The following is a 14711-nucleotide window of genomic DNA, read 5'->3' as shown; positions in this document are numbered from 1 at the left end:
GGTCAGCCCGCTACGGGTACGAGCAGCACTTCGCCCGCAGCCAGTACTTCCGAATCCATACCGTTGATGTCCATAATCTGGTTGACGGTGATGCGCGGATCGACGTCGGGCGCCACTGTTTGAGCAATGGTCCACAGGCTCTGGCCGGGCGCGACCGTGAGCTGTTCAGTCGGCAAGTGAGCACTAGGGCCAAATCCGCCAAGCAGCAGCAGCACCCCAGTAGCGGCTACGGAGATGGTGATCGACAGACGAGCCCACTGGCTCATGCGATACCCAGAATCTGATGTCGCCTGCCGAGCACAACCGCGGCTGCCCGAAATCGTCGACCGCTCAAAGGCGGTGGCAATGGGAGCGATGGGTGGGCGCCGAGTACCGACCGTGCGTGCCCGACGACGAGTTGGGGCGATGGGTAGAGACGTTGCTGTCCCCTGCTCCATAGACGCACCGACCCACGAACCGCCTTCCAGTTCGAGCAGCGAAGAGCGTGCGGGCGAGCGACCACCGCCGACTGCGTACGAGCTCACACGCACATCGCGCAAGCGCTGCCATCTGATTCCCCGATCACTCCTACCCTGCTCGCTCATCATCTGCCCGCTCTCGTCCTGTTCCTGCCTGCTCGCTACCTGCCCGTTCATCGCTGCGCCATCCTCTTCTCGTCCCATCTCCCTGTCGCTGGCCAGGCCGAAACTCTCTACCGCGCCAGGTCGAATTGCTCCGTTTACTTGTGTCCGGTGTCCTGCATTTCGAAGTATCCGCACTAGCACCGACAACCGCTTTTCGAAAGGGGCAGGAAGTCGACGTGCCATCCCTGCCCGGATGCTTCAGTGGGAAAATTCCAGTACATGTGATCGAACATCGAACGGGCGTTCTATCGAACGCTTGCTCGATTTGTACACCCAAACCGACAGAATTGAAATACCTATCGGCGTGTTGATCGAACGAATGTTTGAATTGTGATGTGGGCGGGCCTAGTCTGGAGTCATCCGTGAAGGGGCTTTCAGGCCCGGAACGGTAACGAGAATTGGTGACGAGAATCCGGAGCAACACACTATGGTTGACGCAAAAAGTGGCCGCCCATCAGCGCGGTCCGACTTCGAGACCGATCTGGACGAGGCTGCGGACCTCTCTAATGCTTCAGATGCTTCAGATGCTCAGGTTGTCGATCCCGCCGACCTCGACGTCGCAACGCCCGAAGAGTCTGTTGTCGACGAAAACGACGAGCCGGTCGTTTTGACCCTTCGCCAACGGAAGGTGTTGAAATTCATCCGTGAATCGGTCTCTCGTCGCGGGTACCCACCCAGCGTTCGGGAGATTGGTGAAGCTGTCGGACTAAAGTCCCCGTCGTCGGTCGCGCACCAACTGACAGCGCTTCAGCGAAAAGGATTGCTACGTAAAGACCCCAACCGCCCTCGCGCTGTCGATATTCGCCCCATGGAGGAAACCACTGAAGAGTGGGCGAACCGGCCCACCCCGTCTTTTGTTCCAGTCGTGGGTCGAATCGCCGCCGGCAACCCGATTCTCGCCGAACAGGCGATCGAGGATGTTTTCCCCCTCCCAAAGGAACTCGTTGGCGAAGGTAACCTTTTCTTGCTCAAAGTGGTGGGCGAATCCATGATCGAAGCCGCTATCGCCGACGGCGATTGGGTGGTGATCAGGCAACAATCGGTCGCGGATAATGGCGAGATTGTGGCGGCAATGATAGATGGCGAGGCTACGATCAAGACCTTTCGCAGGCGCGATGGCCACGTGTGGCTGATGCCCCATAACCCAGCTTTCAACCCAATTGCTGCAGACGAAGCCATCATTATGGGCAAAGTCGTCGCGCTGCTACGCAAGGTCTGAGCCCGTCCTCACCTGCAGTGCCGTCGCCCCCGGACAGTGAGAAAGAGGCCGTGACGCCCTAGGAGGGAGTCCCAGCATCTTTTTGCTCAACCCGAGGTATTGACCGCTAGTTCTGGTCGAGCGGGCGTCCGTTGATAGTGATTTGTGCGGAATGAAGGGGCTGCGCTGGCTCGATCGGCTCGACCGCGTTCGGAGACAACTGTGCGGCCGACATGCCTGTCGCTGCGGGCGGAGCGATCACGACAGCTGACGCGGGGTCGTCCTTTTTATCCTCGCTCATCGCACCTACCTCGGCCTTCAGAATCCGTAACGAACGACCGACACCGCGAGCCGCGTCTGGAAGCTTCTTCGCGCCAAAAAGAAGTACAAATAAAATCAAAATGATGGCCCAGTGCCACCACGCCAAAGCACCCATGACGGTGGACCTCCTCAAGTATGTGCCGGTCACTCAACTGGTACAACGGTTATTCGTATCCCCAGGTTACTCGGATTGTTCCGGTGTTAGCGATCCAGGGCTACTGCAGCGTACCGCTCAAGCAGGCCAGCCAGGTTGGGCTGCACGCGGGCCTGCACTCGGGTGCCTGCTTCGGTGTGTTCTTGGCTCAAGACCGTTCCCTCCGAGTGGATGCGACCAGCCAAGGCGCCTTGCGCGAAAGGCAGCAACACATCGATCTCGATGGCGGGATTCGGAAGCATTGCTCCGATTCGCTCTCGGAGGGCATCCATGCCCTCGCCCGTCCACGCCGACACGAAAATCGCGTCCGGCAAAAGGTGACGCAAACGCGCGAGAGAGACTTCGTCCGCGCTATCAATTTTGTTAACGATCAACAACTCCGGGACATGGCCGGCGTCGATGGACTCTAGGACCTCGCGCACTGCGCTCACTTGGTCCTCGGGCCTTTCTGCGGTGCCATCAATAACGTGCAGCATCAGGTCGGAGTCAGCGATTTCTTCCAGAGTGGAACGGAACGACTCCACCAATTGGTGCGGAAGGTGCCGGACAAACCCCACGGTATCCGTGAGGGTGTAAACCCGCCCATCAGAGGTGCGATGTTTTCTGGTGGTGGGGTCCAAAGTGGCAAATAGTGCGTCTTCTACGAGGACACCCGCATCGGTGATGCTATTGAGCAATGATGACTTGCCGGCGTTGGTATACCCGGTGATCGTTACTGCGGAGACAGAGTTCGCCTGCCGCTGCGAGCGCTTCGTATCGCGCACCACCTGCATGGCAGCGAGTTCGTCCTTCAGCAAAGCGATTTTTTTGTAGATACGACGCTTGTCAATCTCCAACTTCGTTTCACCCGGTCCTCGGGATCCGATTCCCGCACCGGCAGCAACCCGGCCTCCTCGCTGACGGGACAGCGCGTCCCCCCAGCCGCGAAGTCGCGGCAACATGTAGTTGAGCTGAGCAAGCTCCACTTGAGCTTTGCCTTCCTTGCTGCGCGCATGCTGGGCGAAAATATCCAAGATGAGCGCTGTGCGGTCCACGACTTTGATATTGAGTCGCTCCTCCAAATTTCGAAGTTGACTGGGTGAGAGCTCACCATCGCAAATTACAGTGTCGGCACCGGTGGAATCCACAATTTCCTGGAGTTCGAGAACCTTGCCTGAGCCGATATAGGTTGCGCCATCGGGCTTATCGCGGCGCTGGATCAATGAGTCAAGGACGGTGGAACCCGCGGTTTCGGCGAGTCGAGCCAGTTCAGCCATCGAAGCTTCCGCCTCAGCGGTGGTGCCGCCGGCCCATACTCCCACCAGTACCACTCTTTCGAGTTGGATCTTGCGGTATTCGACCTCGGTGATGTCCTCAAGCTCGGTAGACAAGCTCTGTATCCGTCGCCGCGCAGCTCGGTCGGATAGGTCTTTGTCGCCCTGGGTACCTTCGTCGAAGCGCGACTGAGACGGATCCCGCGCGGGCATCGGCCGCCCAGGGATAGTCGAGGCGGCGCTTTCGCCGAGAATGGTCTCTGACTCAAACTCTTCGCTTGTCATATGTCTTCCAGGATGCCACGCCTGTCGAGCGGTTTAAAGGCTGTGGGCTCAATTTCGCAGTGGGCGCACAAATCTCCCGAACTCACTACGCGCGGTCTCAGCGATGCAAATCCCACCATTCACGATCTATAAACCCCGACGACATAATAACGGCGGGGCCTGTCAAGTACGCCTCGCCGGCCTCGATCCGTACGTGCACCTGGCCGCCCAGCACCCCGACGACGATAAGGCCCTCGGTCCGCCCCGACGCGGCTAAATAGGCAACGGCAACGGCGACCGTTCCCGTGCCGCAGGCCCTAGTCTCACCCACCCCACGCTCAAAAACCCGCATCTGGACCGCATCGACGCCACGGATGTTGACGAACTCTATGTTCACACCTGACGGAAATACCTGCTGGTCGTACGAGGGTGCTCGGGTGAGATCCAGCTGTGTAATGTCCCAATCGGTGATCGCGACCAAGTGCGGATTTCCGACGTCCACGGCAGTGCCAGGGAACTCCAGGTTCTGACCCGAGAGCAGACTTGCCCGCACCCGTGAGGCCACGCCCAGAGTTACCGGTCCCATACTGATCGTCACATCACCGGCGTCCGGAACGATCGCGCGCCGAGTTCCGCCGCGAGTGCCGAAGCTGAACTCACCCGCTGGGAGCCACCTGTTGTCCACCAAAAACCGAGCGAACACCCGGGCCCCATTGCCACACATCTCGGCCAGCGAGCCGTCGGCGTTGCGATAGTCCATAAAAAAGGCGCCGTCTGCTCCGGGCGCGATGTGCACAATGCCATCAGCGCCAATTCCGGCGTGCCTGTCGCATACCGCCCGCACTTGCGCTTCGCTGATCTGGAGTAAGCCGCTCGGGTCGGGGAGCAGCACGAAGTCGTTTTCAGTGCCGTGGCCTTTGAGGAACGGGACACCTGCCGAAGGTGCGTTACCTGCGGAAGATGCGTTAGTCAGCCCGACTTCTGCGCGCGTACTCATCCCGCAAGGGTAACTACTCATGCACTTAAGGAGCCTTCACAGCGGTGATCACCTGCGCGAGGAGACCGGTCGAGTCGGCACGCAACCAAATTTGCCGCGTGTCCCTTCGGAACCAGCTGCGCTGACGGCGTACGTAGCGGCGGGTGCCCGCCATTGTGTCGAGCATCGCCTGTTCCAGATTCAGGACTCCATCGAGCACATCGAGCATTTGTTGGTACCCGAGCGCCCTAGAGGCGGTAATGCCTTGCCGCAGACCGACTTTCTCCAGACCTCGCACTTCTTCCAGCAGCCCCTGTTCGACCATCGCGCGGACCCTGCGCTCAATTCGTTGGTCCAGCTCAGCAGTGTCGCGATCCACACAGAACCAGATTCCCCGGTACCTCAATTCGCCGCGGGTTGGCATGGTGGCGGAAAACGGGCGGCCGGTCAAGCTGATCACTTCCAATGCGCGCACCACCTTGCGGCCGTTCCGAGGCTCAATCGCCGTAGCGGCCACGGGATCGAGCGCCGCTAAGCGGGCGTGCAGGGCCAACTCACCCACCTCGACCAGCTCAGCCTCCAGGCCAGCGCGTACGTGTGCGTCAGTAGCCGGGAACTCCAAGTCGTCGACCACGGATTGGAGGTAGAGGCCGGAACCGCCCACCAGGATGGGGGTTTTGCCGCGCCGCAAAATGTCCTCTACATCCGCGCGGGCCGCACGTTGGTACGCCGCTACCGTCGCGTATTCGGTGATGTCAAGCACGTCGAGTTGGTGGTGTGGAATGCCGCGGCGCTGCGCAACGGGGAGTTTTGCTGTCCCGATGTCCATTCCGCGGTAAAGCTGGAGGGCGTCGGCGTTGACGATCTCGCCATCGAGCTTTTCGGCCACGTCTACAGCGAGGTCGGATTTCCCGGCTCCCGTCGGACCAGCAATGACGATCAACCGGGACAGCGCCGTCATGGAGTGTGCTGGTGCGCTTCGGTCTTACCCTGCTGGTGAGTCTTCCCCTGCTGGTCGGTCTCGGCACCGACTTCCCAAGCTGCAACGTGGTACCCGACGCCGTACGGCTGTGCGTATCCATAGCTCAGTGCGCGCGCGGTGCCGGGTTCGACCAGTGCTGCCAGAGCGAGGAGCGGAAAGTATGCCGCGCTCGCGAGCTGTATCCCAATGGGGAGATGCTCAGCGCTCTGGCCCAAGAATGCGAGAAGTTGAGCCGGATCCGCCTGCCGCAACGCTTCGCCAACCCCGAGGTCAAATGCTGCGCTCCGATCATCTTGCGCCAGCGGCGCGTGACCTCCGTGGGCCGCAGCTCCGTCGCCGGCCACGACGAGTACGACCCGCTCAGGCAGAGCGTGCACCTGAGCGCACCCAATCTTCAGCTTGGCCATGGCATCGCTCACTTCTATCGGGCTTGGTGTTGGCAAGCTCGCTTGACCCACCCGCGGGAGGACCCCTACCTCGATCGCCGTCAGCGGACGTGCGTATCCCCAGCCACGTAGCAGCTGGACCAGAATTGAGGTGGGTAGAGAAGGAATCTGGACTGACCCGTCAGAGGGTGCAGTGGCCCTGTCCGTGCGCGAGGGCGCGAAATAGGGTGTCGCGTCGGCGTCCGAGACGTCGTACAACGATCCGGTAGCGACAACGTCGCTTGCGACGGTGTTGACCGGGCGCGGCGCAGCGGGCCCGACAACGACCACGCGATCAGCGCCGTCGATCAGGTCCATGCTGGCGCGCATCACCCCTGCAATCTCGCGCAGCGATGACGCCTCGGAATCTGGAAGTTGTAACGAGCTGGGGTGACGCTGGTGGAGCGCAAATATCGGAGCGCTTGGCCAGACGACGGAGCCGATGATCACCTCTTGAGAATAACGGCCTGTCCTGGGCGCCGCAGACCGACATCGGGGTGCTGTGGTGCGAGCCAGCCAGAATTTGTCGGCGAATTCTGGGGCGGACTGCGAGAATTGGTGAGCAACAGGCAGACTATGCACAAGCCTGTACCCGAATCCGTCGAGTACAGACCGGCACCACGCAATTTTTGGGAGCGCATCCGTGCGCCCGGGGATTCACCCCATCGCTGAGCAGTAGGAAGGCCTCTCGCAATGACCGAGGAAATCTCGTCCGTATCGACCGGTTCCACATCAGTTGCTTCCGATGTGACTGAGACCGAGCAAGCGGCGATGCCCGCTGCGGATCAGCCTGGCGAAGAATCTGTTGAGCACGCCCTCGCAGCAGAAGCCGCTGCCGAAACGCAGCCTATTCCGGAGAAGGAATCCGAACCTGCGGAAACTGCCCCCGCAACGGCTGACGCTGTGCGAGCAGCGGCAACTCCCTCGGCTGGACGGCCGAACCCGGGCCCCCGTCCGTCCCCGATTCCCCGCCCCAGCGCTGGTCGCGGACCACATAAGTCCGCAGTTCCTGTGGCGCCTGTGGAACCCCTGATCGAGACCTCGGATCCGACCCTGTGGGGCCGCGTTGACGAGGCTGGCACCGTTTTCGTCCGCACTGCCACCGGTGAGCGTGAAGTAGGTAGCTGGCAGGCTGGCGAACCCGAAGCTGGACTCACCCATTACGGCCGCAGGTACGACGATTTCGTGACCGAAATCAGCCTGCTAGAAAAGCGGTTGGCCACCAAATCAGGTGATCCGAAAGCCACCCGGACCCAGGCTCAGCAATTGCGCGAAACCGTGGACACGCTGGCCGCAGTGGGCGACCTGGATTCCGCTGCAGCGCGGCTGGAGACTGTCATCGCCGCTGCCGAGACAGCGGTGACACATGCGGCGGCCGATCGCGCCAGCGCGAAGGCGGCGGCCGTCGCTACCAAAGAGGCGCTCTGCGTTGAAGCAGAAGAACTCGCAGAGTCGGCGCAATGGAAGAGCACAGGCGACAGACTTAAGACGATCGTGGACGAATGGCGAGCCATCCGCGGGATCGATCGCAAGACTGATGATGTGTTGTGGAAGCGTTTCGCCCGCGCCCGCGACACCTTCACCCGCCGGCGTGGATCCCACTTCGCAGAGATGGATAAGGAGCGAGGCGCAGCCAAGGACTCCAAGGAGCTGCTCATCGTGAAGGCGGAAGCTCTGTCCGACTCCACCGAGTGGGGCGAGACCGCGGGGGCATACCGCGAGCTGATGGTCCAATGGAAAGCTTCGGGTCGCGCTCCACGTGAAATTGAGGACGCGTTGTGGGATCGCTTCAGGGCCGCGCAGGAGAAGTTTTTTGCGCGTAGGTTGCAGACATTCGCCGAGCGTGACTCGGAGTTCGAAGCAAATGCCGTCGTCAAGGAAGCGCTTCTTCTCGACGCCGAGAAGATTGATCCCGCAGCGGATTTGGACGCAGCCAAAGCTGCTCTGCGCAGTATTCAAGACCGATGGGAAGCAGCGGGCAAGGTGCCGCGCGAACGTATCCGCGACCTCGATTCACGGCTTCGCGCAGTGGAAGAAAAGGTGAAGGGCGCGGAAGAGTCGATGTGGCGCAAGACAGACCCAGAGACGACCGCGCGACTGGCCCAGTTCCGCACCAGGTACGAAACCTTCGCAGCTCAGGCGGCGAAGGCAACTGCTGCGGGCGACACGCGCCGAGCCAAGGAAGCGTCCGCGCAGGCAGCCCAGTGGCTTGAATGGCTGCAGGCCGCGGAAGGCGCTGTGGAGTAACGGCTGATGTCACCGAATCGGGCCAGCGCCGAACCGTCGGCGCTGGCCCGACGGATTTGTTCTCTGTCCGACATCGCTCACGCACGGGTAATAGTGGGTATCGTCGGCGCGCCCGGTGGCGGGAAATCGACGCTTGCTGCCGCCGTAGTAGCCATGTTGGGTGCCGCGGCGGTCCATGTACCGATGGATGGCTACCATCTAGCCCAGACAGTGCTCGACCAAGCCGGGCTGACGGACGTCAAGGGTGCTCCGCAGACCTTCGATGCCGCCGGTTACGTATCCCTCCTGCAACGGATCAGGGCGCACCCGAAGACAGAATCGGTCTTCGCGCCACAGTTCCGTCGTGAAATCGAAGAGCCCATTGCTGGCGCCATCGAGGTCAAACCCCACCACCAATACGTCGTCACCGAAGGCAACTACCTTCTGCTTGACCAACATCCCTGGGACCGGATCCCGGCGTTGCTCGACGAAGCGTGGTTCCTTCTCACCCCTGAGGACGTCCGGCTTGATCGACTAGTCGCGCGTCATCTCCGGTACGGGCGCCCGGAAGACCAATCATGGGAGCGAGCGACCACTGGCACCGACGGCGTCAACGGCCGCTTGGTGCTCGCCACGCAGCAACGCGCGGACCTTCTGCTCCACGAATAGGCGAACCGGAGGAAGCTAACTCACCCCGCGCAGGCTGGCGCGGTAGCGGCAACAGGGGCGGGTCGGCCGAAAGATGGGAGCCCGAGGCCCACTCCGGGTGTTTTTGGCCTGATCCCAGCCTCATGACGATCACCGGCGATGGTGCGGCGGTGGGTGAGCACCGCTGCATCGGCGACCAAGTGATACGGCGCCGCGTAACTGATCGTCGTGGTGACGACGTCCCCGGGGCGAATTATCCCCTGGACCGCGGCGCCTTGGGGCGTGAAATGCACCAAGCGACCATCTCGAGCTCGGCCGCTGAGCCGCTCGCTCGCAGAGTCCTTGCGACCTTCGTTTGATGCGACCAGCAACTCTACGATTGTCCCGACTTGCTCCCTGTTGCCTTCCAGCGCAACCTCTTCAACCACGGCGTGCAGCCGGCGATAGCGATCAGAGACGACCTCCGCCGGTACCTGATCGGGCATCGTGGCGGCGGGGGTGCCGGGGCGCGGGGAATATTGGAAGGTGTAAGCCGTGCTGAACCTGGCGAAGCGCACCATGTCAAGGGTTTGCTGGAAATCATCCTCGGTCTCGCCGGGGAAGCCAACGATGATGTCGGTGGTGACCGCCGCGTGTGGAAGCACCTCGCGCACCCGGCCGATGATGCCGCGGTATTTCTCACCGCGGTAGGAGCGCCGCATCGATTTGAGGATCCGATCAGAACCCGACTGCAGCGGCATGTGCAGTTGCGGACATACGTTGGCGGTCTGGGCCATCGCATCGATGACGTCATCGGTGAAGTCTTTTGGGTGCGGCGAGGTGAATCGAACGCGCTCAAGGCCGGGCACTGCGCCACATGCGCGGAGGAGTTTGGCAAAGGCTTGCTTGTCCCCGAACTCGGCTCCATAGGAATTGACGTTTTGCCCGAGCAGCGTCACCTCGAGAACCCCGTCGGCGGCCAACATTTTCACCTCGGCGAGAATGTCGCCCGGGCGGCGGTCGGTTTCCTTACCGCGAAGGCTCGGCACGATGCAGAACGTGCAGGTGTTGTTGCACCCCACGGAGATAGACACCCAGCCCGCATAGGCGGATTCGCGGCGTGCGGGCAGGGAGGACGGGAACACCTCAAGCGAATCGAGGATTTCCATCTGAGCTTCTTCGTTGTGCCGGGACCGTTCCAGCAGCGTGGGCAACGCGCCAACGTTGTGCGTACCGAAGACCACATCTACCCAGGGGGCTCTGCGCTGAATTTCGCTGCGGTCCTTCTGCGCGAGGCATCCGCCGACCGCGATTTGCATCCCGGGCCGTGTGGCCTTGACCGATGCCAGCATCCCCAAGTTGCCGTAGAGCTTATTGTCCGCGTTCTCACGGACGGCGCAGGTGTTGAAAACAACCACGTCGGCAACGTCGTCCGCCAGGACGCGCTCGTATCCCGCATCTTCGAGAAGTCCCGAAAGTCGCTCCGAGTCGTGGACGTTCATTTGACACCCGTAGGTACGCACCTGGTAGGTGCGTACCCGGGGAGTCAGGGTGCTATCGGCCTCGAGTGATGCACCGCCGCTAGCGGCAACTGAAGCGCCGAAGGCGGGATTTGCGCTGCTCTGGGGGTCCGCGGGGTGGTGGACGGTAGACATACTCACAGGAGCGAGCCTACTGGCTTCGGTGGCAACGTCCGTCCCATCCTGGCGCCGACCTCGGCTGGGGAAGGCCTAGGGGCGGAGCGCGCACCGAGGGTGCGCGCTCCTGACGTTCTGCGTCGCAAGCACCCCGCTTTATCGCAGTTCAGAGCCTTCTTGCGCGGCGCGCGGACGACAAATATCTGAATCTGCGAGGTCTCCATTAGGTAAAGCTTGGATTGCAGAACCCTTCTGAGACTGCCTCGGATAGTAAAGCTGTGCAAAACTCCCCTGAGACTCCTGGGAACAGTCCTTGGGGGATTCGGCGTGCACGAGGCGCCGCAGTGCTGACGCAAGATCCAATGACGGACGGGAAACCCTGTGACTGGTGCGACCACCCAGCCCATGATCGGCATGTACGACGTCGAGAAGCACTTCGGCTCTCTACACGTACTGAAAAATATCAAGCTGGAAGTTCCGGCCGGTCAAGTTCTGGTGGTCCTCGGTCCCTCGGGCTCCGGAAAATCCACGCTGTGTCGCACCATCAATCGGCTTGAGCCTGTGGATTCCGGAAAAATCACCATCGACGGTGTCGTTCTGCCCGACGAGGGCAAGGCGCTGGCGCAACTTCGCGCGGACGTCGGCATGGTCTTTCAGTCGTTCAACCTTTTCGCGCACAAATCCATCCTGCACAACGTGATGCTCGGCCCGGTCAAGGTGCGCAAGATGAAAAAGGGAGACGCGGAAAAGCTAGCCGTGTCGCTTCTCGAGCGCGTGGGCATTGCCTCGCAAAAAGACAAACTTCCCGCACAGCTCTCCGGCGGTCAGCAGCAGCGCGTCGCCATCGCTCGCGCCCTCGCCATGCAGCCCAAGGTGATGTTGTTCGACGAGCCCACTTCCGCTCTTGACCCGGAAATGGTTAACGAAGTACTCGACGTGATGACCTCCCTCGCGAAGGAAGGCATGACCATGGTCTGCGTGACCCACGAGATGGGCTTTGCTCGCAAAGCAGCAGACCGGGTCATTTTCATGGCCGAGGGCGAAATCGTCGAGGACTCGACGCCAGAGAGCTTCTTCACCAACCCACAGTCCTCGCGAGCCAAGGACTTCCTGTCAAAAATTTTGACCCACTGACCTCTCCCCTCGAGGGGGAATCTTGATGACCCTGGTAGCCCGCAGTGCGACCCGGAGTTCACACCACCCAGACCGTTAGATCTCAAGGGAGAGTCCTTTGGGCAGATACACGGAGGTAGAAAATGAATTTTCGTAAACTCGCGCCAATCGTGGCGGGTGTTGCCGCACTCGCGCTCACGCTGAGCGCCTGTGGCAGCAGTGACGGATCCAAGGCCACCAGCGCAGCTTCCAGCGCCGGCGCCGCAGCTAGCAGTGCAGTGTCAAGCGCCGTCGAGTCGGGCACCAGCGCAATGTCTTCCGCCACCGAAGCGATGACCCCCGCTGCTGGCGGCGCGGTCGATCCGGGCAACTCCAAACTTCTGCAGAACGCGGCCGCCGGAAAGTTGACCATCGGCATCAAGTTCGACCAACCGGGCCTCGGACTCAAGAACCCGGATGGCACCTTCTCCGGTTTCGACGTTGAAATTGCGCGACTCGTCGCCAAAACACTCGGCGTCGAAGAAGCCGGAATCACCTGGAAGGAAACCCCCTCCAAATCCCGTGAAAGTGCGATCGAAAACGGCGAAGTCGACTACATCGTCGGCACTTACTCCATCACGGACAAGCGCAAGGAAGTTATCTCCTTCGCCGGACCGTACTTCGTTGCCCACCAAGATCTCTTAGTTCAGGCAGGCAACACCGACATCACCGGCCCAGAAGCCCTCAACGGCAAAAAGTTGTGTTCCGTCACCGGCTCAACCTCCGCTGCCAAGGTCAAGGAGACCCTGGCATCTGAAGTTCAGCTCAAGGAATACGGCACCTACTCCGAGTGCCTGCCGGCTCTCGAGTCCGGCGCAGTTGACGCAGTCACCACCGACGACACCATTCTGGCCGGCCTTTCCGCTCAGAACCCCGGCAAGTTCAAGGTGGTTGGCAAGGCATTCTCCGATGAGAATTACGGCATCGGGCTTGCCAAGGGCGATGCCGCTGGCCAGGCAGCAATCAACTCTGCGCTAGAGGCCGCGTTTGCGGACGGTTCGTGGAAGGCCGCGTTGGAAAAGACCATCGGTTCCACGCTCGCCAGCATCCCGGCTCCCCCGGCGATCACCCAGAAGTAGCACCAGATAGCGGCGACGGCCGGCCCAGGTTCACCCCTGGGCTGGCTGTCGCCATTGTCTTCAGACAATCCTCGCCAGGGGAATTCGCGCCGCATCAACACCTCGCCAGGGAGGCAGAGTGAACTTCGATTTTCTCTCTAACCCCGATTACGACCTTTGGGCCGCTTTCTGGATGACTATCAAGCTCACCTTCTGGTCGGCCCTGGGGGCGCTGGTCTGGGGAATCGTCCTCGCTGGGATGCGCGTCTCACCAGTTCCGTTGATGCGGGGCTTTGGCACTGTTTACGTCAATATCTTCCGCAATACGCCCTTGACCGTGCTGATTACGGCAACTTCCATCGTTCTCGCAGACACGATGTTGATCGAACTGTCAGACCGTTTTGACACCAACGCCTTCGCACTCGCCATCCTTGGATTTATTGCTTACACCGCCACCTTCGTGTGTGAAGCGATCCGCTCGGGCATCAATACGGTGCCCCCGGGCCAGGCTGAAGCCGCCCGCGCCATCGGACTCACCTTCATACAGAACTTGACGCTCATCATCTTGCCGCAGGCAATCCGTTCGGTGATCGCCCCGCTGGCAAGCGTTTTGATCGCTCTCACGAAGAACACGACGGTGGCTGCCAGCGTCGGCGTTCTCGAAGCGTCGCTCCTGATGTCGAACATCCTCGAATTCGAAGCCGACGGTAGGACGGCGGCGTTCCTTACTTTTGCGGCGGGGTTCGTCCTCCTCACCCTGCCGATGGGTCTCATCCTCGGCGCAGTAGCCAAACGAATGACGGTGAAGCGATGAGCTCTCTGAACGTGTTGTATGACGCGCCCGGCCCCAAAGCCAAGCGGCGCAACCTTATTCTTTCCGTCATATTCGCCGTCCTGCTGCTGTGGGTCGTTTACATCGTTCTTGTCGCCTTGAACGACAAGGGGCAACTCGATTCCGAGAAGTGGTCTCCGTTCCTCCACGCCGAGATTTGGAGTACCTACCTGCTCCCCGGTCTCTGGCAAACAGTGCGGGCCGCGCTGCTCTCACTGGTGATTGCGCTGCCGGTGGGCGCACTGTTGGCAGTGGGCAGGCTCTCCGATCACCGCGTGATCAGCGCGCCGTGCACCGTCATTATTGAGTTTTTCAGGGCTATCCCCGTCCTTCTCTTAATGGTTTTTGCCAAGGTGATCTTCGTCGCTGCAGAGGTGGGCAGCGAAGAGCTCCGCCCGCTGCTAGCGGTGGTGACGGGCTTGGTGCTCTACAACGCATCCGTGCTCGCCGAGGTATTTCGGTCGGGAATTGCGTCGCTGCCAAGCGGTCAGACGGAAGCGTCGCTGGCCATTGGGCTACGAAAAGGTCAGATCATGACGATCATCCTGCTCCCCCAGGCCTTGACCGCGATGCTGCCCGCTATCGTCAGCCAACTTGTGGTTATCGTCAAGGACACCGCACTCGGCGGTTTGCTCACTATCGAGTACCCCGAGTTGCTACGTTCGTCGAAGACGGCGTTCTCCAATTTCCAGAACGTGGTGCCGATGTTCATTGTCGCAGCGTTGATCTTCATCGCGCTCAACCTCACGTTGACGACGATCGCATCGCAGCTGGAAAAGTATCTGCGTAATCGGCGCAGCGGCGGAAAAGGCTCCAAGCCCCTCCTTGGAAGCACTGAGACAGCTACGGAGACTGAGGTCCTCAATGCCCCGGGAATCACAGAAACCGACCCACCGCGGCTGACGAAATAGCAGCTCCCCACGCACCTCACACACGCAGGCGGGGCCAGCGAATATCTTCGCTGGCCCCGCCTCCGTGTTCTC

General features: G+C 61.0%; 13 protein-coding genes and 1 pseudogene. 7 read left to right on the top strand and 7 right to left on the bottom strand.

Annotated features, from left to right (window positions below; all coding sequences use genetic code 11):
* Window positions 1-2 precede the first annotated feature (2 nt).
* Window positions 3-662 (bottom strand): LysM peptidoglycan-binding domain-containing protein, encoded by a 660-nt coding sequence (locus EH165_RS05280; protein WP_164479125.1) that lies wholly within the window; start codon window positions 660-662, stop codon window positions 3-5.
* Between the two features lie 568 nt (window positions 663-1230).
* Here EH165_RS05280 and lexA point away from each other — a divergent pair.
* Window positions 1231-1842, top strand: a pseudogene (lexA, locus tag EH165_RS05275) (transcriptional repressor LexA); the annotation flags it as partial.
* 106 nt (window positions 1843-1948) lie between these two features.
* On the opposite strand, the gene tatA reads toward lexA, so the two are convergent.
* From tatA to EH165_RS05250, 5 genes are all read right to left on the bottom strand, one after another.
* Window positions 1949-2257 (bottom strand): Sec-independent protein translocase subunit TatA, encoded by a 309-nt coding sequence (gene tatA / locus EH165_RS05270; protein ID WP_124798335.1) that lies wholly within the window; start codon window positions 2255-2257, stop codon window positions 1949-1951.
* 86 nt (window positions 2258-2343) lie between these two features.
* Window positions 2344-3762: a GTPase HflX gene (hflX, locus tag EH165_RS05265; RefSeq protein ID WP_206426191.1), complete on the bottom strand. Its 1419-nt coding sequence runs from the start codon at window positions 3760-3762 to the stop codon at window positions 2344-2346.
* 169 nt (window positions 3763-3931) lie between these two features.
* On the bottom strand, window positions 3932-4810 hold the full coding sequence (dapF, locus tag EH165_RS05260; RefSeq protein WP_124798333.1) for a diaminopimelate epimerase: 879 nt from the start codon (window positions 4808-4810) through the stop codon (window positions 3932-3934).
* Window positions 4811-4835: 25 nt separating this feature from the next.
* The gene (gene miaA, locus EH165_RS05255) at window positions 4836-5750 is read right to left on the bottom strand and encodes a tRNA (adenosine(37)-N6)-dimethylallyltransferase MiaA (protein WP_124798332.1); all 915 of its coding nucleotides are present in this window, start codon (window positions 5748-5750) and stop codon (window positions 4836-4838) included.
* Entirely contained in the window at window positions 5747-6646 is a 900-nt protein-coding gene (locus tag EH165_RS05250; protein ID WP_124798331.1) for a class III extradiol ring-cleavage dioxygenase family protein, read from the bottom strand. Before EH165_RS05250 ends, miaA begins: the two co-directional genes overlap by 4 nt.
* Window positions 6647-6889: 243 nt before the next feature.
* Between EH165_RS05250 and EH165_RS05245 the strand changes: the two genes are divergently transcribed.
* Together EH165_RS05245 and EH165_RS05240 are read left to right on the top strand one after the other, a co-directional pair.
* Window positions 6890-8443, top strand: a complete 1554-nt coding sequence (locus EH165_RS05245) for a DUF349 domain-containing protein (RefSeq protein ID WP_239020710.1) — start codon at window positions 6890-6892, stop codon at window positions 8441-8443.
* Window positions 8444-8449: 6 nt separating this feature from the next.
* Window positions 8450-9091, top strand: a complete 642-nt coding sequence (locus tag EH165_RS05240; RefSeq protein WP_124798330.1) for a nucleoside/nucleotide kinase family protein — start codon at window positions 8450-8452, stop codon at window positions 9089-9091.
* A 20-nt stretch (window positions 9092-9111) separates the two neighbouring features.
* Here the strand turns inward: EH165_RS05240 and miaB are convergent, their stop codons facing one another.
* Complete coding sequence (gene miaB / locus EH165_RS05235) at window positions 9112-10704, bottom strand: tRNA (N6-isopentenyl adenosine(37)-C2)-methylthiotransferase MiaB (protein ID WP_124800315.1); 1593 nt, start codon at window positions 10702-10704, stop codon at window positions 9112-9114.
* 387 nt (window positions 10705-11091) lie between these two features.
* On the opposite strand from miaB, the gene EH165_RS05230 reads away from it, so the two are divergent.
* The 4 genes from EH165_RS05230 (at window position 11092) to EH165_RS05215 (ending at window position 14639) form a co-directional block, all read left to right on the top strand.
* Window positions 11092-11820, top strand: a complete 729-nt coding sequence (locus EH165_RS05230; protein ID WP_124800314.1) for an amino acid ABC transporter ATP-binding protein — start codon at window positions 11092-11094, stop codon at window positions 11818-11820.
* Between the two features lie 290 nt (window positions 11821-12110).
* Window positions 12111-12917 carry a glutamate ABC transporter substrate-binding protein gene (locus EH165_RS05225; RefSeq protein WP_422392134.1) on the top strand — a complete coding sequence of 269 codons (807 nt, stop codon included), beginning with the start codon at window positions 12111-12113 and terminating at the stop codon, window positions 12915-12917.
* Between the two features lie 172 nt (window positions 12918-13089).
* Window positions 13090-13710: an amino acid ABC transporter permease gene (locus EH165_RS05220; protein ID WP_422392133.1), complete on the top strand. Its 621-nt coding sequence runs from the start codon at window positions 13090-13092 to the stop codon at window positions 13708-13710.
* Window positions 13707-14639 (top strand): amino acid ABC transporter permease, encoded by a 933-nt coding sequence (locus EH165_RS05215; RefSeq protein ID WP_124798327.1) that lies wholly within the window; start codon window positions 13707-13709, stop codon window positions 14637-14639. The genes EH165_RS05220 and EH165_RS05215 overlap by 4 nt, the downstream gene beginning before the upstream one ends.
* Window positions 14640-14711: the final 72 nt, after the last annotated feature.

It is taken from the genome of Nakamurella antarctica (assembly GCF_003860405.1).
Taxonomy (GTDB): Bacteria; Actinomycetota; Actinomycetes; order Mycobacteriales; family Nakamurellaceae; genus Nakamurella; species Nakamurella antarctica.
This window is presented reverse-complemented; position numbering and strand designations above follow the sequence as displayed.